This window comes from Pseudoalteromonas sp. SG43-4, assembly GCF_014164325.1.
Taxonomy (GTDB): Bacteria; Pseudomonadota; Gammaproteobacteria; order Enterobacterales; family Alteromonadaceae; genus Pseudoalteromonas; species Pseudoalteromonas distincta.
Genome location: NZ_JACJFB010000001.1, coordinates 168,701 through 195,243, shown reverse-complemented (window position 1 = coordinate 195,243; position 26,543 = coordinate 168,701). Strand labels below are relative to the sequence as shown.

General features: G+C 36.8%; 22 protein-coding genes. 6 read left to right on the top strand and 16 right to left on the bottom strand.

All coding sequences use genetic code 11. The annotated features are described in order from the left end of the window. Positions 1–243 precede the first annotated feature (243 nt). The 5 genes from H5160_RS00870 to H5160_RS00850 are packed head-to-tail and all read right to left on the bottom strand — an operon-like array spanning position 244 to position 5,840. Complete coding sequence (locus H5160_RS00870; RefSeq protein ID WP_182736407.1) at positions 244–1,566, bottom strand: Na+/H+ antiporter family protein; 1,323 nt, start codon at positions 1,564–1,566, stop codon at positions 244–246. An 8-nt stretch (positions 1,567–1,574) separates the two neighbouring features. Next, entirely contained in the window at positions 1,575–3,545 is a 1,971-nt protein-coding gene (locus H5160_RS00865; protein WP_182736406.1) for a DUF3488 and transglutaminase-like domain-containing protein, read from the bottom strand. Next, on the bottom strand, positions 3,545–4,531 hold the full coding sequence (locus H5160_RS00860) for a DUF58 domain-containing protein (protein ID WP_182736405.1): 987 nt from the start codon (positions 4,529–4,531) through the stop codon (positions 3,545–3,547). The genes H5160_RS00865 and H5160_RS00860 overlap by 1 nt, the downstream gene beginning before the upstream one ends. A gap of 6 nt (positions 4,532–4,537) precedes the next feature. After that, positions 4,538–5,443 carry a MoxR family ATPase gene (locus H5160_RS00855; RefSeq protein WP_182695959.1) on the bottom strand — a complete coding sequence of 302 codons (906 nt, stop codon included), beginning with the start codon at positions 5,441–5,443 and terminating at the stop codon, positions 4,538–4,540. A 13-nt stretch (positions 5,444–5,456) separates the two neighbouring features. After that, a complete protein-coding gene (locus H5160_RS00850; protein ID WP_002960883.1) occupies positions 5,457–5,840 on the bottom strand; it encodes a response regulator in 384 nt (127 codons plus the stop codon). A 529-nt stretch (positions 5,841–6,369) separates the two neighbouring features. Here H5160_RS00850 and H5160_RS00845 point away from each other — a divergent pair. The 6 genes from H5160_RS00845 to H5160_RS00820 all read left to right on the top strand — a co-directional run bounded on the left by H5160_RS00845 (position 6,370) and on the right by H5160_RS00820 (position 13,227). After that, complete coding sequence (locus H5160_RS00845; protein ID WP_182736404.1) at positions 6,370–7,698, top strand: hypothetical protein; 1,329 nt, start codon at positions 6,370–6,372, stop codon at positions 7,696–7,698. A gap of 152 nt (positions 7,699–7,850) precedes the next feature. Beyond that, a complete protein-coding gene (locus H5160_RS00840) occupies positions 7,851–9,155 on the top strand; it encodes a sugar ABC transporter substrate-binding protein (protein ID WP_007377152.1) in 1,305 nt (434 codons plus the stop codon). A 146-nt stretch (positions 9,156–9,301) separates the two neighbouring features. After that, a complete protein-coding gene (locus H5160_RS00835; protein WP_182733522.1) occupies positions 9,302–10,174 on the top strand; it encodes a carbohydrate ABC transporter permease in 873 nt (290 codons plus the stop codon). A 2-nt stretch (positions 10,175–10,176) separates the two neighbouring features. Next, a complete protein-coding gene (locus H5160_RS00830) occupies positions 10,177–11,007 on the top strand; it encodes a carbohydrate ABC transporter permease (RefSeq protein ID WP_182693431.1) in 831 nt (276 codons plus the stop codon). A 10-nt stretch (positions 11,008–11,017) separates the two neighbouring features. Further along, complete coding sequence (locus H5160_RS00825; protein ID WP_182693430.1) at positions 11,018–12,019, top strand: ABC transporter ATP-binding protein; 1,002 nt, start codon at positions 11,018–11,020, stop codon at positions 12,017–12,019. Positions 12,020–12,267: 248 nt separating this feature from the next. Beyond that, positions 12,268–13,227: a sugar-binding transcriptional regulator gene (locus H5160_RS00820; RefSeq protein ID WP_182736403.1), complete on the top strand. Its 960-nt coding sequence runs from the start codon at positions 12,268–12,270 to the stop codon at positions 13,225–13,227. A gap of 433 nt (positions 13,228–13,660) precedes the next feature. Here the strand turns inward: H5160_RS00820 and H5160_RS00815 are convergent, their stop codons facing one another. The 11 genes from H5160_RS00815 to H5160_RS00765 all read right to left on the bottom strand — a co-directional run bounded on the left by H5160_RS00815 (position 13,661) and on the right by H5160_RS00765 (position 26,521). After that, positions 13,661–14,485 (bottom strand): alpha/beta fold hydrolase, encoded by an 825-nt coding sequence (locus H5160_RS00815; RefSeq protein WP_182736402.1) that lies wholly within the window; start codon positions 14,483–14,485, stop codon positions 13,661–13,663. Between the two features lie 446 nt (positions 14,486–14,931). Then, positions 14,932–15,357 carry a response regulator gene (locus tag H5160_RS00810; RefSeq protein ID WP_076925984.1) on the bottom strand — a complete coding sequence of 142 codons (426 nt, stop codon included), beginning with the start codon at positions 15,355–15,357 and terminating at the stop codon, positions 14,932–14,934. A gap of 16 nt (positions 15,358–15,373) precedes the next feature. Next, a complete protein-coding gene (locus H5160_RS00805) occupies positions 15,374–18,241 on the bottom strand; it encodes a response regulator (protein WP_182736401.1) in 2,868 nt (955 codons plus the stop codon). Then, positions 18,238–19,404, bottom strand: a complete 1,167-nt coding sequence (locus H5160_RS00800; protein ID WP_182736156.1) for a hypothetical protein — start codon at positions 19,402–19,404, stop codon at positions 18,238–18,240. The genes H5160_RS00805 and H5160_RS00800 overlap by 4 nt, the downstream gene beginning before the upstream one ends. 9 nt (positions 19,405–19,413) lie before the next feature. Next, positions 19,414–20,229 (bottom strand): type II secretion system F family protein, encoded by an 816-nt coding sequence (locus tag H5160_RS00795; RefSeq protein ID WP_169043649.1) that lies wholly within the window; start codon positions 20,227–20,229, stop codon positions 19,414–19,416. Then, a complete protein-coding gene (locus H5160_RS00790; protein ID WP_182711254.1) occupies positions 20,226–21,101 on the bottom strand; it encodes a type II secretion system F family protein in 876 nt (291 codons plus the stop codon). The genes H5160_RS00795 and H5160_RS00790 overlap by 4 nt, the downstream gene beginning before the upstream one ends. Beyond that, entirely contained in the window at positions 21,094–22,392 is a 1,299-nt protein-coding gene (locus H5160_RS00785) for a CpaF family protein (RefSeq protein ID WP_182736399.1), read from the bottom strand. Before H5160_RS00785 ends, H5160_RS00790 begins: the two co-directional genes overlap by 8 nt. Before the next feature lie 6 nt (positions 22,393–22,398). Next, a complete protein-coding gene (locus H5160_RS00780; RefSeq protein WP_182736397.1) occupies positions 22,399–23,166 on the bottom strand; it encodes a hypothetical protein in 768 nt (255 codons plus the stop codon). 83 nt (positions 23,167–23,249) lie between these two features. Continuing rightward, positions 23,250–23,639 (bottom strand): hypothetical protein, encoded by a 390-nt coding sequence (locus tag H5160_RS00775; protein WP_076925982.1) that lies wholly within the window; start codon positions 23,637–23,639, stop codon positions 23,250–23,252. Between the two features lie 288 nt (positions 23,640–23,927). Continuing rightward, a complete protein-coding gene (locus H5160_RS00770; protein WP_182736396.1) occupies positions 23,928–24,605 on the bottom strand; it encodes a lipopolysaccharide assembly protein LapB in 678 nt (225 codons plus the stop codon). Beyond that, positions 24,602–26,521 carry a pilus assembly protein N-terminal domain-containing protein gene (locus H5160_RS00765; RefSeq protein WP_182736395.1) on the bottom strand — a complete coding sequence of 640 codons (1,920 nt, stop codon included), beginning with the start codon at positions 26,519–26,521 and terminating at the stop codon, positions 24,602–24,604. Before H5160_RS00765 ends, H5160_RS00770 begins: the two co-directional genes overlap by 4 nt. Positions 26,522–26,543 lie beyond the last annotated feature (22 nt).

Below are 26,543 nucleotides of genomic sequence, written 5' to 3'. Positions count from 1 at the left end.
AATTTATATAAGCACCTTAATTGGTGCTTATATAAAACACCTAAAAGAACACATCATACTAAATATTCATAAAGTATAACCTCAACAACAGAGTGAGTATTAACTAAAAAAGTAATCAAACTGAAGGGGATTGATAGGGGGGAGAGTTGTTGGATTTGGATACTAAAAAGGTATGCTTTTAACATACCTTTTTGGTTATATTTAGCTTTTAATCACATTTATCAACAATTACATAAATACTACTTAAAGCACCATTGCTGCAATCCAGCCAAATATCAGCAGCGGTATGTTAAAGTGAATAAACGTTGGAATAACAGAGTCTCTAATGTGGTCGTGCTGGCCATCGGCATTTAAACCCGATGTTGGGCCAAGCGTTGAGTCTGAAGCAGGAGAGCCTGCATCACCTAAAGCGCCCGCAGTACCAACAAGCGCAGCGGTAGCCATAACAGAAAAGCCAAGGTCTAAACATAAAGGAACAAACAAAGTTGCAATAATAGGCACTGTTGAAAACGAACTGCCAATTCCCATTGTAATTAATAACCCGACTAACAAAATAACACCGGCGGCCAAAGGTTTATTACCATCAAAAAGGGCGGCTGCGCTGTGTACTAAGCTTGCTACATCGCCAGTGGCTTGCATAACCGATGCAAAACCTTGTGCCGATATCATAATAAAGCCAATCATGGCCATCATCGCAACGCCTTTACTAAATACGTCGCCGTTTTCTTCCCACTTAACTACACCAAAAACACTAAATATCATTACACCTACTAAGCCACCTAAAATCATTGAGCCACTTAGGTTTTGTGCAACAAGTGAGGCAAGTACTGCAAAAAGCCCCACAATCATTACTTTTTTAGGGTTTTCTACCTCAGCAGATTTACTCACAGTTGTTAATGGGAGCTCGGTGTATTCGCGGCGTTTTTTGTAAGTAATAAATACCGCAATAAGCAATCCAATAAACATACCTAATGCAGGAATTATCATCGCCACAGGGACTTGGGTATTTACAATGTCTAGGCCGTTATCAACTAGGTTTTTGTGCAAAATCGAATATAAGTAAATACCCCCAAAACCATAAGGAAGCACCATGTAAGACGTTGCTAATCCAAATGTTAAAATACACGCTATAGCACGCCTGTCTAATCTTAACTGATTAAAAACAACAAGTAACGGCGGGATCAAAATAGGAATAAACGCTATGTGTACAGGGACTAAGTTTTGCGAAGAAATTGCACAACCTAAAATAATTAATAAAATGAAGTAACTTAAAAATGTTTCATTACCGCTGCCTTTTGCATTTACTTTAGCAAGTAGCTTATCAGCGAGAATGCGTGTTAAACCCGACCTAGAAATAGCAACGGCAAACGCGCCGAGCATAGCATAACTTAGTGCAATTTCAGCTCCAGCTGAAAGGCCAGAATTAAACGCATCAACACTTTCTTTTATGCCCAAGCCTGCAGTAAGACCTGCAACTAACGCGCTTATGATCATGGCAACAATGACGTTAACGCGAGCCAGAGATAGCCCGAGCATTAAAATAACGCCTATAACAACAGCATTCATAGTATTCTCTATTTGGAAATTTTAATTAATTTTATCAGATCTTTAGCCTGAGTTTTACGCTCTTTCGTAAAAGGTTTTTTACCATAGCGTACTTGGTTAAATAACTGCCTAAAAGTGTTTATAGATTGTGCAGAACGAGGAAGTTGATCAGCAAAAAAGTCTAACTGCTGACTCGGTGTTAAATTATCGGGTGTATTTATTTTTTGTTTTTTAGCCCATGCTTTTACTTCATAAAACTCTTTAACCATAGGCGCTAATTTAGACGGGCGTTTTGGCAAGTTTAAATAAATAAAATAACCTATAAAACAAAAACCAGCTGTTAGTAAAACTATTAATGGTACAAGCCAAATATTTTTACTACCAAAAATTGATTTTAAAAAATCATTTTGTTTTTCTTCGTCAAAACCAAGTACCCAGCTAGACCATTGATAATCGAGGTTTTCAAGTTCCAACCTTAACCAATTAATAGCGGGGAAACTACTTAAACTCACTAAACCAAAATCAAGGTTACTTTTAAATTCGTCATTCAGCTCTTCGTTTTGCGAAAGTGAGCCATTTAAACGCTCGGGTGCGACAACAGCGGTTGCATCAAAAATAACCCAACCTTCGTTTTGTAGATATACTTCTACCCATGCATGTGCGTCGTATTGGCGAACAGTGAGCGTATTATTATCTTGGTTTAATTCACCGCCTAAATAGCCACTTACTAGTCGAGCGGGTATACCTGCGGTTCTAAAAATGTACGCGGCGGCACTGGCATAGTGGCCACAAAAGCCACGTTGGTTTTCAAATAAAAATTGGTCAATTGTATTATCACCGCTCATAGGTGTAGGAGTTAGCGTGTAAGTAAATCCCGTACCTGCAAAGTATTGTAATAAGCGGTTATAAAAATCGCGATCAGAGTGTGTATTTTGCTTTAAAGTTTTAGCAAGTGATGATGTTTTTACATTCTTTTTATAAGCGAGGTATTTGTAGCGTTTTTCTTCAAATTCGCCAAGCGGTAAAGCTGTGAAGTTAAAGCTATTTACATCGTATTGTAAGTTTTTAGCTTGGCGACTTTTTTTACGTAATAAACCTAGCGAATTACCTTCAACATTTGGTGAGTTACTACTGGAATACGCTAAACCATAGAGCCATTTTTGTGTAGCAGGCTCTGTAATAACTGAGTAGCTTGCAATAAGTTGCTCATCATTTTCGCTCTGCGTATTTGTTTTTACATTATTATATTTTAAAAAGTCAGACGTAAGCCACGCATTACCATTAAACTCATCATGGACTATTGCTCGCCAATAATAAGGCGCTACAGGTTTTTCTTCGTTAAATTTAGCTCTAAACACAAGTTCATCTGAGTTTGAAAGCTTTGCAATATCGAATGGATCGACTTGTTCAGAAAGCCCTGTTTTAGCAAGCTTAGGCCCAGGAAGCTGCCAAAAGGCGGGCATTTTTGGCAAAAAAAGCAGTAAAAATATAGCTAAAGGAAGCGCTAAAAGTAGCAGTTTACCGCTTTGTTTAGAGGCTATTTTTAAATTATGTTTGGACTCGAGTAAGCCAAGTACTGCAAAGTTTAATATGTATAAACTACTAACAGTTAAAGTCGTTAAAATGCTTTGGTTAAATAAATACACAGATGAGAGTGAAAAAAACGTAAGCGTTGTAATTACATGATAGTGTTTTTTGGTTTTAGCCTGTAGCAGCTTAAATAAACTAGCAAGTAGCAGCATGGCCACAAATAAAATAACCGTATCCGACATGCCTACTGTGTAGAGCATTAAACCGAGTGACACACCTGCGAGTATATTTGCCAGCCAAGCATTTGGCTTTGGTTTATTACTCAGCGTTATGTAAAAGTTCCATGCACAAATAAGTGAAAGTACACCAACAAAAACAAGCGGTAAATGTGATACAAAAAATACAATCAAACATGCATATATAAAAGACAGCGAATAATTTATTACTTTTTCGTTTTTAAGTATGTCCATTACACATCACCATTAAATGAGCATAAGAATTCTAAGCATTGCTGCTTATGTTGCTGTCCGGTATTTGTATTTATTGTTTTATTCGGTAGCTTTAACATAAAAGGGGTGTTTTTCTCGGTTGCTTCACACACTAAAAAGCATAACTGGGTTAACCGTTGTTCTGTATCTCCATTCATTAACGTAAAATCGAAGAGCGCATTCGCTGTTTTAAAGTCTACAAACTCTTTAACTAACAACTGCTGTGTTTTTGCGTAATGCTTCCACGACACTCTTTGCAAGCCCATCTCAGGTAAGTGTGGGATAAGAGACTCAAACTCTTCGCTACCAGATTGTGTAGAAATACCTTTATCGGCTTGCTCATCAAGCATAGAAACATGCGCGTCACAGTGAACCTGTTCAAGCGACGGGTATACAAATACATCTTGTTGTAATTGAATGTAGCTCCAAACAGTTATCAAACCAAAGGGATAGTTACTCGCTATTTTAATACGTTGCACTGAGTACTTACCGCGTGAGCTGTAGGGTAAGTTGAGTGTAAGTAACTGAGGTTTACTATCAACTTGGCCGGTATGTTTGTGAGTTTGCTCACTACCTTGATATGTTAAATTAATAGATTGGGTAACAGAAGGGCTTTGTAATTCAAATATAATACTCGGTTTTTGAGGAGCGTAGCTGTTAAATGCATCTTTAAATTTAACTGTTAAGCCTTTAGCGTTACTGTAGCCCATTAATACAGCAATAATCATTACCACAAACATAAGATAAGACATTATTAAAATTAAATTATTTTGATAATTAATGCCCATCACAAAGTTTAAAATAGCTACAACTATAAAATACCAACCAAGGGATGATGGCAATACATAAATTGTTCTGTGTTCAAGTGTAATTGAGTTTTTTAAATGTTTATTTTTTAATAACTTATTAAATACACTTTGCTTAAATGACTTAAATAAAGAAGGGCGCTTAGCTGTTTTTTTTGGCATAAAAGTTTATACCGGAACTAATACGTTTTTTAAAATATCGTTTACTTGTGCTTCACCTGACTCATTATGCAAACCTAATCGATGCTGACACACACTTACAAATACGGCTTGAACATCTTCTGGCATTACAAAATCACGACCATCAATAAAGGCCCACGACCTAGCTGCTTTAGCCAAAGCCATACTAGCACGAGGTGATAACGATGATGCAAAAGCGTTGCTTGTGCGTGTGTAATTAACAAGCTCTATAATGTAGTCAATAACCGGGCTACTTAAAGAAATTTGGCTTATCTGAGTTTGAATTGCCGCTAACTCTTGTTGGTTAATACGCTTAGGTAATTGGCTGTAATCTCGTTTTTGCATATTCAAAATTAAGCGTTTTTCGGCTTCTTTAGGTGGAAAACCTAAGCTAATGCGCATTAAAAATCGGTCTAATTGCGACTCAGGTAACGGGTAGGTACCTGATTGGTAAAGCGGGTTTTGTGTTGCAATCACAAAAAATGGATTTGGCAGCGTATATTTTTTTCCATCAACTGTTACTTGTTGCTCTTCCATTGCTTCAAGCAACGCACTTTGTGTTTTGGGCCCTGCGCGGTTTATTTCATCAGCTAAAACAACTTGGCTAAAAATAGGGCCTTTATGAAACGTAAAACTGTGCTCGGTAGAGTTAAATACATTAGTACCCAGAATATCAGCAGGGAGAAGATCACTGGTAAACTGTATACGCTGATACGATAAACCTAACACAGCTGACAATGCATGAGAAAGAGTGGTTTTTCCCATGCCAGGCAAATCTTCAATGAGTAAATGCCCTTCGCTAAATAAGCATGTAAGTGCCAGTTTTATTTGTTGTTGTTTACCAAATATAACACTCGAAAGATCTTCTATAATCGCAGTAACAGTACTATGCATGCTAACCTTATTATTATTCTATTATTTCTAGACGCTTCATTACAGTGTCTACTTTTTTTGTATTAAAAGGTTTTGCAATAAAACCTTTAGCGCCCATTTCCCACGTGTTTTGTACGTTTTCGAGACTATTGTGGCCCGAACACATAACAACATGAGTGTGCGGGTAAGCACTATTAATGTATTCCAATATCTCTGCACCGTTAGAGTCTGGTAAATCTACATCTACAAATATAACGCCTGGCGGTTTATTGTCCATAATAGGTTTGGCAGAGCTAAAATCAGCACTTTCTAATATATCTTCAAACCCTAAGTCAGTTAAAATTTGGTTTAGATAATCACGAATTTCCTTAACGTCATCAATAATGAGGATGGGCTCTAGCGGGCGAACAAATTCCATATGTAGGTTACTTCTATTTTGAATACATCTAAGTGCTTTAATACTAAGCTAACCCCATCATAAGCTCAAGAACGTTACTTAAAAAACACCAATAAATAAACTGTTTATAGGTTTGCCCAACAACGTATTTTTAAATGATTATCTGCTCTCATATCTTCTACTAACTTATATTTTCATTAATTGTAATGAACAATAATGACGTATTCATAAGAAATTCCTTAATCCAATACAACATTCCATCAAAATTTGATGTAACAAATTTGCTACTTAACTTATTGATTCAAAAATATTTACATATGAATTCGATTTTTTGTAAACGTTTTGTAATAAAAAATCGTTGACCTTCTAAATTCATTCTGTGATTATGCTCAGCAGATGGGCTTATGCTCACAAGTGCAGTTTCATTGACCACTTAATGTTTTGCTCAGTCAGCCTCATCTATACACACTGAATTAATACCAATTTCATTAAATGAAAATGCAATTTAATAAAGTTGGCATCACACACCACACTAAATAAAGAGCTTATTATGTTGAATAATAAAAAGACTAAATTTGCAATTTCTCTCATAGCGGCAGCTATGGCTACATCGGCTCCAGCACAGGCTGATATTTCTGAATATTTAGATCGCGTTAACGTAGACTTTTTACTAATGCAAAACTTTCAGTCAATTCAGGCTAAAGATGGTGCATTTCGTCCAGAAGATGAAGAACAAGAATCAGGATTTGGCCGTATTAGAGCTAATCTAATGCTTAAATTTCATATTAACGAGTTCATCACTGCCGATATAGATATTGCAGAAGAGCCTAATGACTTTGGTGGCGAAGATCGTGACTTTTCATTTCACAACGATTTTGCAGGTGTTGAATTTGACTTACTAGGTCTATATGGCACACCAAAAGAAAACGCAAATTTAACACTGCGTTTGGGTAATATTGGTGGCTCACCATTTCAATTTAAAGGTTTTCAAGACGGCGCAGATAACCAAAGTAATGCACTTATTGGTAATGGTATTACCGATTACGCAACCGCAGAAAACGGCGCACAGCTTAGTTACAGCGAAACTTTCGATAGTGGTGTAGTACGTGCTTATAATGTTACAGGTCACATTACGACTTCAAGTTTCGGTGAAGCATTTCAAGAAGACAGAGGTTATAACTACCGACTTCAAGGTACTCTAGAATTTGAAGGTGGCTTTAAAGCAGGCTTAAACTTATTAAAAGCGAATCAAGGCGACCAGTTACGTTTTGAAAATGGCGTAGCAAGTCTTGATGGTGTAACCACAACAAACTATCGCTTTGGCGATGGTGAAAACTATAATTTCTCAGCGTCACCTTCAAACGAGCGTGACACTCACGTTGGCGCAATGCCAGGGCTTGAGCAATCAATCATCCAGCTTAACTTAGCTTATCAACCATCTGACGAAACTAGCTTAATTTTTATGGTTGGTAAATCGTCTGATGATTACACATTTGCAGATGCCGCTGGTAATGCAGTTGCCGGTATTACCTACTTTGGTACAAACGGCATAGCTGATGAAAATGGCACTACTTTTGATTCAAACAGTGTAATAGAAGGCGACTCATCGGTTGAGTACTTCGTGTTTGAAGCACAACAATATCTAATCCCTAAAAAGCTATATGTAGCGGCTCGTTATGCAGAAGCCGATAACACTTCCGACTTAATTGAACAAACAGACAACACAGTAGAGCGTATTCAAGTAGCCGCAGGTTACTGGTTTAACGATAAAACGCTTTTAAAAGTTGAGTATGTTAACCAAGAAGAAGGTGTTAATTCGGGCGGCCAAATCGGTAAAGGATTTGACGGCTTCACTTCTGAAATATCTGTTAAATTTTAAATCATTATCAAACTAGTCTAACTATTTAAACAAAGGACCTAAAAAGGCACTTTGCGGGCAGTTTTATGCGTTAAAACTGCCATAAATAGAATTGGTAATAGATTGAAATTTAATAGCACTTGTTAAAACATAACGTGTATGGGGAATACCCGATGAAAAATAAATTAATTATGCTCGCGTGTGGCTTTATAAGCATGGGCGCTGCGGCAAAAGAAACAATCACAATAGCGACTGTTAACAATGGTGACATGATCACCATGAAAGAATTAAGCAGTGACTTTACCAGCCAAAACCCGGATATAGATCTAAAATGGGTTACTCTAGAGGAAAACATTCTTCGCCAACGTGTCACAACCGATGTTGCAACAAAGGGCGGCCAATACGATGTTATGACCATAGGTACTTATGAAGTACCAATTTGGGGCAAGCAAAATTGGCTAAAAGAGCTAGATAATTTAGGTGAAAACTACGATTTAGACGATTTAATTCCGGCAATTCGAAGCGGTTTAACGATTAACGACAAGCTTTATGCTGCGCCATTTTATGGCGAAAGCTCAATGGTTATGTACCGCACTGACTTAATGGAAAAAGCAGGGCTGACAATGCCTAAAGCCCCAACATGGGACTTTATACGCAAAGCTGCTAAAGCGATGACAGATAAAAAAGAAGGTGTTTATGGCCTTTGTCTACGTGGTAAAGCAGGTTGGGGCGAAAACGTTGCGCTTATTACATCCATGGCAAATTCGTTTGGTGCGCGTTGGTTTGATGAAAATTGGAAACCTCAGTTTAATACCCCAGAGTGGGAAAATACCCTTCAGTATTATGTCGATGTGATGAAAGAATCTGGTCCTGCTGGTTCATCTGCAAACGGTTTTAATGAAAACCTTGCACTTTTTCAAACCGGAAAATGTGGTATTTGGATTGATGCAACCGTTGCAGGCGCATTTGTTACTAACAAAAAAGATTCAGAAGTTGCCGATAAAGTAGGGTTTGCACTTGCGCCAGATAATGGTCTAGGTAAACGCGGTAACTGGTTATGGTCTTGGACTTTAGCCGTACCGGCAAGCAGCAAAAAACCAGATGCCGCAATGAAATTTATTAGCTGGGCGACATCAAAAGAATACACTCAACTTGTAGCTGACAAAAAAGGTTGGGCAAAAGTACCGCCAGGTACACGTAAATCACTTTACAGTAATCAAAAGTACATGGACGCAGCACCGTTTGCGCAAATTACCTTAGATTCTATCCAATCTGCAGATCCTAAAAATCCAACCGTTAAACCGGTGCCTTATGTAGGTATTCAGTTTGTTGCTATTCCTGAGTTTCAAGGAATTGGTACAGCTGTTGGGCAACAATTCTCAGCAGCATTAACTGGCCAAATGACCGTTAAGCAAGCGCTTAGTACGTCTCAGCACCTCGTTGAGCGAACAATGCGTAAAGCTCGCTATCCTAAATAGCATGTAATGGGCGGGTAAGTACTCAAACTTACCCAATATTTTATGTCAATTCTATTTACTTGTTAGTTATAAACGCTATCAAGGGTTTCTGATTTTCACTTGATAGTTAACAAGTAAATAGAATTGGCTTTTTTAAGGTCACCTTTATGGCAACAACTAACTCGCGCACGCTTGCTCGGTTTATGCTTCTTCCAAGTGTAATTTTATTACTTGCTTGGATGATAGTTCCGCTGTGTATGACACTGTATTTTTCTTTTATTGATTACAACTTACTCGTTCCAGGGGATAAAGAGTTTGTAGGCTTTTTAAACTATGAATTTTTCCTAACAGATCCGGCTTTTTTTGAATCATTTTTTAACACGCTCTACCTAGTAACTGGGGTTTTACTTATCACTATTTGTGGTGGTATTAGCTTAGCTATTTTACTAGACCAAGCAATATGGGGACGAAACTACGTTCGCATTATGGTACTAGCCCCATTTTTTGTAATGCCAACTGTGTCGGCATTGGTATGGAAAAACATGCTAATGAACCCAGTTAATGGCTTATTTGCACACTTTGCTATTTGGCTTGGCTTTGAACCTATCGACTTTTTTGCTCAAATGCCGCTATTTTCAATCATCATAATTGTGTCTTGGCAGTGGTTACCGTTTGCAGCTTTAATACTGCTAACAGCAATACAATCACTCGACCGTGAACAATTAGAAGCGGCTGATTTAGACGGAGCTGGCCCATTTAGTAAGTTCTTTTACATCGTTTTACCGCACTTATCGCGCGCTGTAACTGCGGTTATATTAATCGAAACTATATTTTTACTGTCAATTTTTGCTGAAATATTAGTTACAACCAGTGGCGGTCCTGGTTATTCGTCAACCAATATAACGTACTTAATTTACACGCAATCGCTACTTCAGTTTGATGTAGGCGGCGGTTCGGCAGGGGGCATAGTTGCAGTTATTATTGCAAATATAGTCGCTATATTTTTAATGCGCTTAATTGGCAAAAACTTGGAGGGTTAATTATGACTATAAAAGATAGCCGTCGTTCCAAACTAATTTATACCATTGCTGCATGGACAATAAGCGGCATGATTTTCTTTCCAATTTTATGGACGTTAATCACCAGCTTTAAAACGGAAGCTGAAGCAATTTCAGCAAGTCCAAGCTTATATGCATTCGATTGGACACTCGAAAATTACCGAGATGTACTGTCGCGCTCGCCATACTTTAACCATTTTTGGAACTCTGTAGTTATATCACTAGGTTCAAGTTTACTGGGGTTATTAATTGCGGTACCTGCAGCTTGGTCTATGGCTTTTGTACAAACTAAAAAAACTAAGCATTTATTAATGTGGATGCTTTCTACCAAAATGTTACCGCCAGTAGGGGTACTTATTCCGATTTATTTATTGTTTCGAGACTTTGCGCTACTCGATACAAAATTAGGTTTAGTAATTGTAATGACACTCATTAACTTACCAATAATGGTATGGATGCTGTACACCTACTTTAGAGAAATACCAAACGAAATACTTGAAGCTTCACGTATGGATGGCGCAACAATTGGAGAAGAAATATTTCATGTTTTATTACCAATAGCCTTACCGGGTATAGCCTCAACGCTATTGTTAAATATAATTTTGTCGTGGAACGAAGCTTTTTGGACACTTATTTTAACCGCTGCAAATGCTGCACCTTTAACGGCATTTATTGCCAGTTACTCAAGCCCTGAGGGGTTATTTTACGCTAAGTTATCGGCAGCATCTGCCATGGCCATTGTGCCAATTTTAATACTTGGTTGGTTTAGTCAAAAACAATTAGTGCGTGGATTAAGTTTCGGCGCAGTAAAATAGGAGAATACACATGGGCAGCATCACACTAAAACAAGTCACTAAAAACTTTGATGAAGTTAACGTAATTAAACCGCTCGACTTAGAAATTAAAGACGGTGAGTTTATCGTATTTGTTGGGCCATCAGGCTGTGGTAAATCTACATTACTTCGTATGATCGCAGGTCTTGAAGATACCACCAGTGGTAATATAGAAATTGACGGCATTGACGCTACAAAAACACCGCCTGCAAAAAGAGGCTTAGCAATGGTGTTTCAATCCTATGCGTTATATCCGCATATGACAGTGCGTAACAATATTGCTTTTCCTTTAAAAAGAGCCAAAGTTAGCCCTACAGAAATCGAAAGTAAAATTGCTAACGCCGCTAAAATTCTTAATTTGACCGATTATTTAGACCGAAAGCCTGGGCAATTATCGGGCGGTCAGCGCCAGCGTGTAGCGATAGGGCGCGCAATTGTTCGTCAGCCTTCGGCATTTTTATTTGACGAACCACTTTCAAATCTTGATGCATCACTACGTGTAAATATGCGTTTAGAAATATCTGAATTACATAAAAGTTTAGCTACAACAATGATTTATGTTACGCACGATCAGGTTGAAGCTATGACAATGGCAGATAGAATCGCGGTATTTAATGCCGGTATTATTGAACAGGTAGGAACACCTTTAGAGCTTTATAAAAACCCAGTAAACAAATTTGTAGCTGGTTTTATTGGCTCTCCAAAAATGAATTTTATAGATGCTCCACAAAATGAAAATGCGAATGTTAGTTGTATTGGTATACGACCAGAGCACATAACACTCTCTACTGAGCAAGGAACGTGGGCTGGTACTGTCGGTGTAATTGAACATTTAGGGTCGGAGAGCTTTTTACATATAAATATTGAAGGCAAAGGGACCGTAACAGTAAAAGCAGATGGTGATTGTCCGTTAAAATATGGCGACAGTATTTACCTAAGCGCACCGGATGATAAAGTATTAAAGTTTGATAATAACGGTTTAACAATTCGCTAAAGCCAATCTTTAATTACCGTAAATAGCACCTTTATAAGGGTGCTATTAACTAAATTCTAATTACATAATCCTATGAAACCTAGGTATTTTTTATTAAGGAATGGTATATTTAAAACTATAAATAACAAAAACGTTATTGATAAATAGATAATCCAAAATTAATAAAATAATTTATATAGCAGCACATATAATTAAAATTATGTGATGAAAATAAGGACTTAGTTTTCCTTCTATTTTAAGAGGTTTACGTGGTAAAGCTATCAAATACAGAAATTAGAAAGCTAGATGATGCAGCCAGAGCAGGGTGGTTATATTATGTTGGCGGTAACACACAAGATGAAATTGCCAAAAAGCTAAATATATCTCGTCAATCTGCACAAAGAATGGTCGCATTATCTGTGAGCCAAGGATTAATTAAAGTTAGACTTGACCACCCGATTGCTAAATGTATGGATTTGGCCGAAAAATTAAAAAGCCGTTTTGGGTTAGATTCGTGTGAAGTTGTACCGAGCGATCCATCTGAACCTTCATCTACATTAGGTTTGGCTCAAGCTGGCGCGGCAGAAATAGAACGTCATTTAAAATCAGAACAACCCAAAGTACTTGCTATGGGAACCGGTCGAGTTTTACGTTCATGTGTAGATGAGCTAAGAACCGTTGATTGTCCGCAACATAAAATTGTAGCAATGCTAGGCAATATGGCTTTGGATGGATCGGCTTCACCTTATGATGTTGTAGTAAGAATGGCCGAACACACCAATGCAAAACATTATCCAATGCCATTGCCAGTTTTACCAAGAAGCATTGAAGAAAAAGAACAATTACACGCACAACAAAATATTACCGGTAATTTAAAACTCGCTAAAGATGCCGATGTAACATTTGTGGGTATTGGTAGCTTAGGTGAAAAGTCGCCATTACATATAGATGGTTTTATTGATGCGCAAGAACTTAAAGAGTTACAAGATTTGGGTGCTGTTGGTGAAATGATTAGTTGGGTGTTTGATAAAAACGGTAAGCTTTTAGATTGCACAGTTAATCAGCGTGTAGCAAGTACGCCATTAAAAACAAAAGCTAACAAACAGATTTATGCGATAGCTGCTGGTGAAGAAAAAGTGTTAGCCATTTTGGGCGCAGTAAGGTCAAACATGATCAGTGGATTAATTACTAACGAATATACAGCTGAGCGTTTACTTAGTATTGATTAAACAAATTGATAAATAAAGTATCTGTATTAGTAATACTAGTTATTGTAATAAAAACACTTAATGTCCGATACCGTCTAGTATTGGACATAGCAAGGGCGCATTTAGGCGCTCTTTCTATATATACATTAACTACCTATAATTTATATTATGTTAAATTGCATAAATAAATACATAACTAAGTTACTCACCTTCATTAATTAACGTATAAACGCGAAATTTTGACTATTTAATAAGCATTAACCTACTTATCTTAATAGTTAATGTTTTTCCCATTTACGCTATTAGCTTCTTGAACATATAAAAATACCGCTTGGTTATTAATATATCCAAGCGGTATGAACAATAACTTCCTAGTAGATATTTCATCCAGTAAAATTCAAGATGTTGAATTTAATGGATTTTTAACTATCATACTGATGTACTTGCTGAGACTTTAGAATTTTTTATCATTCATAAATTCACTAATAAGCTCAGATACTTTATCTGGATACTCATCAACAACCCAATGTGCGGCTTTATCTATCCAAACCAATGAAGAATTTGGAATTGCTTCTTCTAACATTGGCGCATATTTTGGCTTTTGAAATTTGTCTTCTTCACCCCATAATATGAGTGTTTCATGAGGTAAGCTTTTAAGATCGCCTGCAATAGCTTGTGTATATTCTTTATTGAGTCTGCGCATGTTGCTAAATAAAGCGGCTTTTCCTTGCTCATTGCTCCATGGTTTTAAGTATATTTCCATTAACTCTTCAGTCATTACGCTAGAATCGTATACACCTTTAGGCATGAAATCTCTTAATGTATCAACAAATTCAGCTACACTTGTCTTTTCTTCTACACCAGGTTCTAGCAAAGGTTCAAATTCTGGTATTGGCCAAGAATCAAAACATACACTATCTATTAAAACCAATCCGTTTACTTTATCAGGATGATTTACCGCCATTAATTGAGCAACACCACCACCAATGTCATGTGCAGCAATATTAACTTTAGAAATACCGAGTTCTTCCATAAACTTACACATTATTCTACATTGCGCATTTATAGATACATCGGTGTTAACTGGCATATCTGATTCACCAAAGTTTAGTAAATCAGGCGCTATTACTCGATGTTCTGATGCGAGTTTGGGCATCACATTTCGCCATAGAAATTTGTTGGTTGGTATGCCATGTATTAATAATAAAGGTGTGCCTTGTCCCATTTCTTGATAAGCAATTTGATGACCTTCTACTGTAACGTACTGTGTTTTGCTCATAATTTTGCCTCGTTAACTTTAAAAATTATAATGTTTAATAAACTATAAAATTAGAATATAACCTTATAAAGCAAATTCCATCCCAAGATGAGTATCTATTAGTTATTAAAAAATATTAATGTTTTAAAAGTTAAACCCTTGTGATAGGTGGGCTCTAGGCTAAATAAATTTACTAACTTTATAATATTACAGCGTTTAATAATTGAGATTATTAAACCGCTTTAAAAAGTGTGAAACGATGACTCGTATACATGCAACAATTACAAAAGCGTAGTTTGTAATAATTTGAAGTAATTATTCTAATTAAAGGATTTTTACAAATTTAAATAAATTAAAGGTTCATATACACAAAAGCACTAAATAAATATTAGTCTTTAAAAAATTATAATTTAATTTTTTAATAAGCTATAAATAAAAATAGTTAACCGCCCTACTGTTTCTATTTATCATTCCAAGAAAGTTCTAATATTTTCAATTAATACGCTTTGCTTAACTGGCTTTAACAAAAGACCGTTAAACCCAAGCTTTACGTACTTATTATCACTATTTTCGTTTTCACTAAATGTATGAGCTATAATTTTTGTTGCTGATGCGTCAGCATGCTTCCTGATTTTTAGCATTGCATCAGTGCCTGTAAATTGCGGCATTACTATATCCATTAAAATAATATCGTAAATATTTTGAGAAACCATCAATAGCGCCTCTATAGCACTTGATGCGAAATCTATTAAAATATTTTCTTCATTAAGCATTTTTCTTATTACTATTTCTATTAGTAAGTCATCATCTACTAAAAGTAGTCGTTTAGTTTTATTTATTGGCGTTACTTTAAACTCGATAACTTCTGCCATATTTTCATTAATGTTTTTCATTTATTACCCCAGCGGCTTATCTTTTTAAAATACGTGTTATTTGGTTTATTAAAACACCTTGTTTCACTGGCTTTAATAACACGTCATCAAAGCCCTGATTTACATATTTAGATTCTGTATCGGGTGTCGATGTATGCGCAATTATTTTAGTTTTAGAATTATCACTGTGTTTTTTAATTTTTAACATAGCGTCAGTTCCCGACAATTCTGGCATTACTATATCCATTAGAATAATGTCGTAACTATTTTGCGAAACCATCAACATAGCCTCTATCGCACTGCATGCGTAATCTATTATGATATTCTGATCTTTTAGCATTGCCCTAATCACAATTTCTACAAGTGGATCGTCATCAACAAGTAGTAGCGTGTTTTGTTGCTTATTAGTCACTAAACTCGCTTTTACTAAATGAGTATTTAATGAGCTACTTGGTACTTTTTGCACATTGTCTTTATCTTGCTTCGTTACTTTTTTTACCAGCATAGAAAGCGTTATCGTTGATTTATTCGCGTTACTACTTACAGTTATCGCTTTACCACCTAACATTTTAAATATTGAGATAAAAAACTTTAACTCTAATGACACGTATTTATCATCTATGAGGCGTGCTATATCATCACCCGATATACTTTTAAGCTCAGCTATAAAGTAACTACTGTCGATTAAATTGCTTAATGAAAAGTCTAGGTGTAAGTAATTACGGTTACTTTCATTTTTAATCTGAGCGTTAATAGATAGCGTTGTATTATTTGACGAATCCAAAACCTCTGTCACTAACTGAATAACCAATTGAGAAATTAACTTTTCATCGCTTACTACGGTTAACTCAGGCGTAATATTATTTTTAAGAACTATTTTTTTGTTTTCAGCTTCTTTAGTTAAAATCGAAATATTATTATTGATCATATGATTCAGGTTAACGTTTTTGGCCTGTAGTTTTAACTTACCTATTTCAGATTTATTTATATTTACGAGTTGTTGAATTACACTTTCGAGCTGGTCGCATGCATCAGAAATATTCCCCACATTGTTTTTAAATTCGTTAAAGCTTATTGGATCTTTAGATATTTCAACTAATGACTTTAAAGATGAGAAAGGCGTTTTTAACTGACGGCTAAGCCTTGTAACAAATTTTTCTTTTAATTGATTTGTCTGTTTTGATTTTTCAAGAACATCAGCGAGTAAACATTCTTTTTGATGTGCATCTGTATCATCTCTAAAGTAGCAAACGAAACCATTAAAATCTGTATGTCTTTGTAATACAGTTATCCACTTCCCGTCGGTAAAACCTATATCTATTAATTGGTTACGATCATCATCAAGCTTATGATGTTCATGGTAGTGATTTATAATATTATTCTGCTGCGCAATACTTATTAGCTGGCTATACGATAGCTGACTATTTTGTTTATTCACTTGTGCAAATAAAAGGTTAAATGCATTGTTGGTGATCACAGGAAATTCGTGGCTATTAAAAATAGCAAACCCATGCGGCAGTGCATCAAGAGAACTTGAAAAAAGCTCTTCTCTATTGAGTATTAACTGATTTTTTTGTTTTATTTCGTTGTGTAAACGTCTTGGCAAACGTAAAAAATAATACACAAAGGCAAATACACAAAAAGAGATTAACCCTAATCTAATTAAACTATATTTAGTTATTTGTGGGCGTACTATTTTATTCATAGGTTGCACATGTAAGCGCCATGTAGGTGGAAAACGACTACTTAAAGCGCTAATACTATTTTTAATTATACTCGGGCTAACTTCTCCTTGTTTTCCTAAAGTAAACTGTGGTGTTGCTATAAAAACGTTATAATTTTCAGTGTTTAATTTGCCAATAACGGCTTTTAAAAACTTACTTAAATCAAATGCTGTAAGTGTATAAATAGAGCCTTGTTTAATTTTTATTTCAGAAATTAAGAAGGCCGTATCTGCAACAGTAAATACTTCTACTGCTTGTTTATTCGCTCTGTTATTGAATTTTTCTAACCAGTTTTTAAATCCATACGCGGCTAAATCAAAATTATTTTTTGACCAAAGTGCAAGTTGGTTATACTCAGAATCAAACACAATATACCCTTTATAAGTTAAGCTTTGTGAAACCTGACTCTGTACTAAATCATTAAGCTGCTCTTTTGTATAGCTATTTTGGCTTTGTAAAAAGCCTGCGATAACTAAATCTTTTTGCGATATATATAATCCTTGATTATCAAATCGCTCTAAAGCATTAAATAACGTTTTACGTAATTGCTGAGTTTGTTCATTGTAATTACTTTGCAGCTCCTTTTTTTCTATAGTATAAAGCAGTAATGCAGTGAATGAGCATAATACTAATGCAATTAATAATGCCACGGGCGCTAAACTAAATACATGAATATACTTTTCCCCATAATTTTTTTTCACAGGATTAGTACTTTGATTACTTACTGAATCTGAATTTTTATTTAACTGTGTCTGCAATAATTGAGCAAATGAAATAAACTGATTTTTTTGTGAACCTATTAATGTTTTAGGTGCTAAATCAGCCATCAGCACTACGCCAATTAATTTATTAGTGACACTATAAATTGGATATTGTGCATAAAAACGAATTAATTTGTGCGTGTTGTTTGATACATCATCAAAAAAAGTATCTTCAAATAAATATAGTTTTTCTTGTGTGCAGCGTAGTTGATAGCTTAATAACTCATTTTCTACACTTTCTTTATCGTTGCAGGTTATTAACTGCTCTGAATAAACCTCTCTAAAATCGATAAATTTAACAATTGGAACATCATAAAACTGTTTTAGTAGCGTTAGCGTTTCTTTAATTTCTGTTGATATTTCATCAGTTGGTGTATCTGCTAAATTAGCATGTGAGGTAAATATATTTGAGGCGTTCATTGACGTTCTCCTTCCCCTTTTGGGGGAGTATGTATCCACGTTGTCCTGTTTTGGCCGCTATGTACTGGCAGTAAAACTTTAAATGGTGGCGTTAAACTACTAAGAGCAGGTTCGCCTGTGGTGATATTAATTACTTGTTCTGCATTAACTAAATTAAGTGATGTTTTGCAATATGTAATACCTGGCTCAATCCCTATTAAGCTCAGTGTTTCACTAATGATAAGGTTATTTACTAAATCGATACCGACCAGCTCAAATGTGGTTTGTAAAATAGTGAAAACAAGTGTTTCTACAATGTTTTCATCATCTTCTAAGCGTGTACCTTCTGGGCAGCATATTGTGCCAAGCTCTATATCAACGTTTGTGCCTATACCTACTAATGAAAGCGCATTAAGGGCTGTATTTAAAAGCGGTTCTACCTGAGGTAAATATAAATCAAGTATGTCACCTTGCGATTCGTACCCTGTTTGGCATGTATCACACGATTGTGATAAACCTTGATCGCTTGTACCTAAAAGTGGATTTCCTAAAGCTGTTACTCCAACTAAACAACTGCTGTCGGCTGGTTGCTTATCTATTTCAAAGCTTTCACAAGGTGAGCCTGTTACTACTTTTTGGGATACATAACGAGATAGAATTTGTTCACTATTAGCAGGGCATTGTTGTGGCGTGCTTCTTAATAACTGACCAATAACGCTGTTACCTAACTGCCCTATTGCGTAATTTGGACCTTGCTGCAGCGCATTTATATAACTTACATTACCGGTATTATTTAACTTGCTGACACCTTGGCTGTCTGTTGCTTCGTCGCTTAAGCCCTTTAAACACGGGTTACCTTGGCAATTTGGAGCATCGTAATAAACAGCTTCTCGCGAGGTAAACCTATCATCTCTTATGCCTATTAATGCCCTGTACGTGTTGTTTGCTCCACGATCTGTATAAAAAATGAGTGGTGCTTGATGCTCATCAAAACTTACTGCAATACCGAGTGGTCTATTGTTAGCATCAACTACAGTAATTTGATTATCTACCTTAGTTTGATGGCGCTTAATAAGGGCATCCCTTACTAAAATCACCCCACCAATTGAGCCAATAATTAAAATAGTTATAATTAATATAAGCTCAATAGTAAGTATGTACCCTTGTTGATAATGCTTTTTCATATCAGGCTCCTATAACACTTCTACAAGCATTTTAAGTACGTTCATTACTTGTAATGCTGCGGGAAAAAACACCAATACCAAAAACATCGGAAAACAAATTAAGATAATGGGAAAGGTTGTGTGCATCGCTTTTTTGTTTACCTTTTTAGCGAGTAAAATGTTCTTTTTTAAAGCTAGGCCTTCAAGTTGAGCCTCTACTGCTTGGATAAGTGGCGTACCAAGTTTTGACCCTATTAACATTAAGTTTGCGAGTTTTTTAATTCCTAATACGCCGGTTCTTTCAAAAAGTGAATTAAATGCAAATTCACGATCTTTACCTGCACTTAGTTCGAATAAAAATAACTTTAGCTCTTTGTATAATGGGTGTTTTTGACTCAATCCATGATCAACCGCCAGTGCAAATGAACGCTCTAGTGAAAATCCAGCGCGCATGTAAACCAGTAACACCCGTAAAAAAAACTCTAAGCTGTTATTTATAGTGGTTTGACGTTGATTTTTACGTAATAAAAACCAGCATTCGGGTGCAAAAAAACACATAAAACACAGTAATAATTTAATCGATTGGCTCAGCTCATACCCTGTTAGCTCTATAACCGTAAATGCACTAAAAGTAGCAGCCACTTTAAAGCAGTACAGGCTTATTAATATTTTATTAATTTGAATCCCTGCTTGTCTTAGTTGACGTTTAGAGATGATAATTAGCGGATACCAGTTAATGTTTTTAGTATCGGGTTTATCTAATTCGACTTTAAGCGATTGCCTATGAATATGGATAAATGAGCCCATACTTACTAAAAGCCCGATAAGTAAAAGTATATCAATCATAATGTTACCCTTAAGCTAAGGCGTAGCCATAAAAAGCCAAATAGCTGACAAAGAAGCGCAACCGTTATAAATGCAATCCCATTAGGATCGTTTAATAATGGTTCAAACCAGGTTGGATCGGTATAGCTAAATAAAGGAATTAGTGCGTAAGGTAAAAAACCACTAAACACAGCAGCGTATTTAGTACCGGAAAGCTTAGCTTTCAGCTGTTGGCGGTCGAGAGTTATTAGCGACATCATGTTGCATACGCTTTTTAGCATGTCGGTCAAATCGCACTGGCTTTGTGTATGTGTAATGATGCTATGAGCAAACAATCTTACGGTTTCGCAGTTGTATCTTTCAATTAATGGGGCAAACGACGTTTCGGCATCACTACCCATGCTCATGCGTTGTATTAGTAAGGTGCTTTGTTTTTTTATATATGGGTCTGCATGTTCATCAGCAAAGTGCATTGATTGCTGTAGCGATAGCCCTGTGCTTAAACACGATTGTACGGTTTCAATAAATTCTAAAAAGTGATGCTCAAATTTTGCTAATTTATAATGAGCCAAGTCAATCACAGTTATAAAACAGGTTACAAAGACCACGATTGAAATAATAAACGCGCTGGTTGATGCCTCTGGGTAATATAATTTAGCTAAAAACCAGGAGCTACTAGAGAGCGAGCACGCCATGCTTATAAACCAGGCGTTACTAATATTTAAACCAAGCACTCGTAGTGACAGAGTAAGGACATCTTTTTCTTCTAAAATATCTGCTTTTTTAGTGCTTTGGTTGCTTTTATTATTCACATACAAAGAAGCCAATACACTCGCAGCCAGTACAAAAGTTATAACCGCCGCAATAGCTAATAAATAATCAAGTTTAGTCATTGTTAGCCTCCGGGTTATTGTGCAGTAATGCTTTCAATTCTTGTGCATTTGCGCCTTGACCTTTCATAAACTCAATAACACTTGAGTTATCTATTAAATCACTTTGTACTGGTTCTGCTTCGTTAATACTATAAAGCGGGCTAAATTGTGCCCCGCCATTAACACGCTTAATTTCACCAATACTTTTTAGAGTGCGGATGCCATTAGTTGAGCGAGAAACATGAACTATGAGCTGAATACTCGACGCGATTAGCGAACTTGTATGGGTATCGCTCAGTTGTGCATTGTGTAACTGCACTAAGGTAGATAAACGAATAACGGCATCATTTGCACTGTTAGCATGTATGGTCGTCATCGAACCTTGGTGGCCACAGTTCATTGCTTGGAGCATATCGATTACTTCGCCTGAGCGTACCTCACCTACAAGTATTCTATCTGCGCGCATTCTAAGGGCTGCTTTTACTAAATCTCTTAGGCTTACTGCACCTTTACCATCGCTGTTAGTGTCGTGGGCTTCCAATTGCACAACATGGTTGTGATGCAAATTAAGCTCAGCGCTTTCTTCAATGGTTACAACACGTTCGTTTGGATTAATTGAGTTGGCAAGTACGTTCAATAATGACGTTTTACCAGCCCCCGCATTGCCACAGACTAAAATATTAACGCCTGTTTTAACTGCACTTTTTAAAAATAATAAGATGTTTTTATCTAAAAAATGGTTATTAACTAAAAAGTCATCGTTTATTTTTTTATGATTAAACTTACGAATAGACACAATAGCGGCGCCGGTACACGCAGGCGGTACAATAATATGAACACGGCTACCATCTTTTAATTTGCCATCAACAATTGGCATAAGCGCATTTACCTGGCGACCACAGCCATCAAGTAAGCGATCAACAAATCGGCGTAAATGGCGTTCGTCATCAAACTTACTGGCTGTGCAAAGTAGTTTGCCTTGCTTATCAATCCAAATATCTTGCGTGTCGTTTATTAAAATATCACTTACCTGATCGTCCAGCATAAACTGTGCAATAGGACCCAGACCCTGAATTTCATCAAATACAACCTGAACAACCTGCTCTTTTTGATGCTGATTAAATGAAGATTGATTGAATTGTGGGATTTCACTGCACAATGCAGAGATTTTTTCGAGAACATTACTTGATAAAAGCGCGGTTGGTTCTTGTTCGTACTCTTCGATAACGGCATCATGCAATAGCTTTTTAAGCTCTTCAAAGGTACTTAAACTGGTTTGAACTTCTTCATGTTTGCTTGATAAATTAAACATAAAAACTCACTTAGCTACATATACAGCTTCATTTTTAACGCCTTTAACCACTTCGATTGTGCGACTGGTTTGTAAGCGTGAAAAGTTTTGCAAACGACCTTGTTCAATGTCATAAGCGCTATGCACAATAATTGAAACTTTGTCAGCGTTATCTATACCCGCCAACGAATAAACATCTTTTGGAAGTACCGCGAGGACTAATGAAACACCGCCTGTAGCAGAATTAGACTCTTTAGCTAAATTATCCATTACGCCACTTTTAGCAGCTTGCGATTTAGGACCTTTTGAAACACCAATAAGCTGTACATCACGGGCAACGGTTCTTACTAAGCGATTAGTTTTAGCGACTATGTCGAGTCGGTCACCTTTGTGTATGCGCGAAAGCGGAATATCCAAGGTGTTTAGTTTTAAAGTATATAAAACACGCCCTGCCGGTATGGCTTCTGATAAATTTTGGCTTTTCGCTCTGATAAAATCTGTGTCAAATAATGGTTGTTCAACCATTTTATTAGTTGCTAATTTTTGACCAATTAATGCACGTGGGTTTTGAACGCTCAGTGCAATATTTGAATAGTTACTTGGATCTATACTCTTTTGCTCAACATCGTGAACGGTTACTGTTTGACCGGCCGACATATTTTTGTTTACTACCCAAGCTGTTACGCTATTTTCATCGTTTACCTGTCTAATACCCAAAGCCGAAGCTAACATGCCAGAGGTGATGAGTAATGTGAGAGCCGCTGTGGTTGCGCCTTTGTTACTTTTACTTTTCATAATATTCCTCCGGAGTAACTTTCACTGCCACAATTTTGTGGCAGTGAGCCTTAAGCTTGGTATTCAAACCTGGTTACCTTGCGTTAGTTACCTTGTGAACCGCCTGCTGCTGTACGTGTTGCAGCATCGCCGCTTGGTGTTGCATTAACAAGTGCGGCACTTTCACTAAAGTCTGATGCAACAAAAGTGAATGAACTACCATCGCCTGCGTACACGTCAACTGAATCTACAAACCCAGAGCCAGACACTTCAGCTGTGCCTTCGGCGTTAATCATCCCGTCAAATACATAGCTTTGGTCAAGTGAGCCAATTGCTTCAGCTACATCTTCAAGCTCGCTGGTTACCGAGTCACGTAATGTAGATAAACCAATTACAAGTGCTGCTACCATTGATGTAGAAAGAATGATTAGCTCTGACGTTAGTACAAAACCTTTTTGCTTTTTGCCATTTAAGTTATGTTTAATAGTTTTCATAATCGTAGCCTTTAAATTAAGAGAGCTTATGCTCACTTTATATATAGCGAGGACCATGCCAATTGAAAATAGCTTTTAAATACAAGTTGTTATAGTTTTTATGTGTGTGTTTTTTAGCTTTTTTTATTTTTGATTTGCAAAATGCAAATCAATATTAAAATGAGACTTGTGAGATTACGTATAAAACGTAGGATGAGCGAAAGCTTTACTCCTATTTTTAATAAATAATAAAGTGGTTTTGGCTCCTTAATAATGCCAAATTGTAGGCATAAAAAAGGCCCTGAGGCCTTAAGAGTAGCAATTACCTAAAACGGAGAGTTTTCCGCGCCTAGCAAGTGCTTTTTGATGCGTGGGTTCTGCACGTAAAACTTGCTCATAGTAGCCACAGGCCAATAAATTATTAGTATTCGCTTCTTCAATTAACCCTTTATGGTAAAAATAGGCGGTGCTATTTAAACCAAACTTAACCGAAAGCTCTAAATAGTTTGAAGCTATAACGTAACTACCCTGAGTATAATGTATAGAGGCCATTTGTAGGTATGGTGAAGCATGTGTACTAAAAACATCAACGCCGTATTGAGCAATGCTTTTTGCTTTAGCTAAATTACCTTGCTCTATTGCTAACGTAACCCCTAAAGTAATTGCGTTTAATGGCGGGTTAGCTTTATTAAGTAGAGTGTTTATAACTTGTTGAGACTGATTAGCACGGCCACTTTTATAAAGTACATAGGCCGATATCGACAGTATTGCTGTGTTATCGGGGTGTTCAAGCATGAGCTGATTCACCTCATGGACTAAGTTCAAACAGTTACTTGCATTAATACCTTCGCACTTTAATGGTTGGGCATTTAATTGGTATTTTTTTACTATGTCACCCAACGCACTGTAAGGATTTACTGTTGGCTTGTAATCAATATGAGCGCAACCCGATAAAGTAAGCAGTAAAATAATATAAAATATTTTCATAGCCCTTGCTCCTGTATATAGCTAAGTACCTGGGTGTCTATATTTGCGTGTTCCCACGAACGTAATGTGTTAATTGGTTCACGCACTAGGTTTGGAGTTACAACAATTATAAGCTCGCGGTTGTTTTCACTTTTACTGGTTGTTTCGCTTAACTTTCCAAGCATACTATTGCCGTTGCCATCAGGTACAAAGTCGTGGCTTGCATTGTTATCAGTGCTAATTAAGCCACCAATGATAAGAGGCTGCCCATCTTTTAAACGCGTTGACGTTTGCATGCTGCGTGTATTAAATGCACTACTGTTTAAACTGCTGCCTGTGCTTTGTGCAATTTCGGCGGTTAACGTGGTATCGGGTAGTGAAATTACTGGGTTTAGATCAAGTGTGATTCTGTCTTTGTCGTCAACCATAGCGCGTACATTTAATTCAACTCCGAATGATTTAAATTCTGTGCCGCTAAACACCGACCCACTACTACCTTGCTGCCCGCTTGTAATTCCTGAAGGGCTATAACTTGTAGGTACGGGTACTTCTCCACCGACCTTAAATACGGCACTTTCACCAGCTAAAACCGTGATTGTAGGGCGAGAAAGCGTTCGAGAAATACCTTCTTGTTCAAGTAATGAAAACAACATATCAATGGCAAACTGTGAGGTAGAAAGCTGTAAGTTATTAGTTAATTGACCGCCAATTAATTGCAGCGCATTTTCTATTGTTGCAGAGCCTGATTCGCGTTCAGTCATACCGTCACGACCAAACAATCCCGCTTCTTTTTCATACCCATTAGAGAGCACGCTAATATCTGGGCGCCATTGCTTTAATCTACGTTGATTTACTTCGTATAATTGCACCGACACACGCACTTGAGGTAAATCTTCAACTTCAATGCTCGACAAAACTTTACCGCCAGCCACTGAAAGAAGCGTTGCTCTGGCAATATTAGAACTTACATTACTTAAGTTTAACCCTGAGGTAGCATCATTTATTAAACCACCTGACTCGTTGGCAAGCACTTCAATACCTGAACTTTTATCTTGCGTTGCGCCGCCCATTAAATTATTAGGGTCAAGAGGAGAACCCTGATTTTGTAATGCTTGCTCTGGTTCGAATAATTTATTAATTGTATTTAATAAGCGCACTAGCTCTATCTGATTTTTTACAGAGCCCGAGAGTAAAAACACATCGTTGTCGTCATTTGACAATTCATCAACCGAGATGCGCTTAATAGTTACTTTATCTGCACCCATTGATTTAATTACTTCGCTAATACGCTCTTCTTTTGGCTTGGGTGCTTGAGTTACTTTTATTAAATTAATAATAGCGACTTTACTCGAGTTTTGAGAGCTGCCGCCGTTTGCGTTACCTAAGCCTTGCAAGCGTTGAGCAAGTGAATTAAACATACCTTGGTTAGGATTTGAGGTAATAACGGGTTGTGATGCTTGTGAGCTACTGGCATAAAGGTAGTTTTTTGCAGCTTCATAAGCGGCATGACGATAATTTATAGTCGGTACTTCACCACGTAATACAACAGCATGGCGATCAGGCGCTATGGTTAGCTGCACGTCAGGATGAATATCGTTGAGGGCATTTTCAAGCACGCTGTAATCTTCGGTTACGCCAAGTAAAAATGTTTCAGAGCTTTTATCGTCGTACCATACCATCATCGATGTACGGCCCAACTTTTTAGCTAAAATTAGTAGCTCACGGCCATTAACCACGTTCACATCAAGTGTTGTTTCGTGGCCTAGTGCAATGCGAGAAATATCACGGGTAAACACAAAGCGAGTATGCGTCCATTTAACCAAGTGCGATACTTTTTGTACCCGCTCACCATTTGCATTTTCTATATAATCTAAATGACTTTCGCTGCCCATGGCGGTAAAAGATATTAGTAATAGTATAAAAATAAACTTTAACATAAGCTTTTCCCTCAATTTGCTT

Coding starts and splice junctions, on each gene's coding strand:
- H5160_RS00855 (WP_182695959.1), bottom strand. CDS start 5,443: ATGCATAGTACTGTTACTGCGATTATAGAAGATCTTTCGAGTGTTATA.
- H5160_RS00770 (WP_182736396.1), bottom strand. CDS start 24,605: ATGAAAATATTTTATATTATTTTACTGCTTACTTTATCGGGTTGCGCT.
- H5160_RS00790 (WP_182711254.1), bottom strand. CDS start 21,101: ATGACTAAACTTGATTATTTATTAGCTATTGCGGCGGTTATAACTTTT.
- H5160_RS00870 (WP_182736407.1), bottom strand. CDS start 1,566: ATGAATGCTGTTGTTATAGGCGTTATTTTAATGCTCGGGCTATCTCTG.
- H5160_RS00865 (WP_182736406.1), bottom strand. CDS start 3,545: ATGGACATACTTAAAAACGAAAAAGTAATAAATTATTCGCTGTCTTTT.
- H5160_RS00860 (WP_182736405.1), bottom strand. CDS start 4,531: ATGCCAAAAAAAACAGCTAAGCGCCCTTCTTTATTTAAGTCATTTAAG.
- H5160_RS00795 (WP_169043649.1), bottom strand. CDS start 20,229: ATGATTGATATACTTTTACTTATCGGGCTTTTAGTAAGTATGGGCTCA.
- H5160_RS00845 (WP_182736404.1), top strand. CDS start 6,370: ATGTTGAATAATAAAAAGACTAAATTTGCAATTTCTCTCATAGCGGCA.
- H5160_RS00830 (WP_182693431.1), top strand. CDS start 10,177: ATGACTATAAAAGATAGCCGTCGTTCCAAACTAATTTATACCATTGCT.
- H5160_RS00850 (WP_002960883.1), bottom strand. CDS start 5,840: ATGGAATTTGTTCGCCCGCTAGAGCCCATCCTCATTATTGATGACGTT.
- H5160_RS00805 (WP_182736401.1), bottom strand. CDS start 18,241: ATGAACGCCTCAAATATATTTACCTCACATGCTAATTTAGCAGATACA.
- H5160_RS00800 (WP_182736156.1), bottom strand. CDS start 19,404: ATGAAAAAGCATTATCAACAAGGGTACATACTTACTATTGAGCTTATA.
- H5160_RS00780 (WP_182736397.1), bottom strand. CDS start 23,166: ATGAAAAGTAAAAGTAACAAAGGCGCAACCACAGCGGCTCTCACATTA.
- H5160_RS00835 (WP_182733522.1), top strand. CDS start 9,302: ATGGCAACAACTAACTCGCGCACGCTTGCTCGGTTTATGCTTCTTCCA.
- H5160_RS00825 (WP_182693430.1), top strand. CDS start 11,018: ATGGGCAGCATCACACTAAAACAAGTCACTAAAAACTTTGATGAAGTT.
- H5160_RS00840 (WP_007377152.1), top strand. CDS start 7,851: ATGAAAAATAAATTAATTATGCTCGCGTGTGGCTTTATAAGCATGGGC.
- H5160_RS00775 (WP_076925982.1), bottom strand. CDS start 23,639: ATGAAAACTATTAAACATAACTTAAATGGCAAAAAGCAAAAAGGTTTT.
- H5160_RS00785 (WP_182736399.1), bottom strand. CDS start 22,392: ATGTTTAATTTATCAAGCAAACATGAAGAAGTTCAAACCAGTTTAAGT.
- H5160_RS00765 (WP_182736395.1), bottom strand. CDS start 26,521: ATGTTAAAGTTTATTTTTATACTATTACTAATATCTTTTACCGCCATG.
- H5160_RS00810 (WP_076925984.1), bottom strand. CDS start 15,357: ATGAAAAACATTAATGAAAATATGGCAGAAGTTATCGAGTTTAAAGTA.
- H5160_RS00815 (WP_182736402.1), bottom strand. CDS start 14,485: ATGAGCAAAACACAGTACGTTACAGTAGAAGGTCATCAAATTGCTTAT.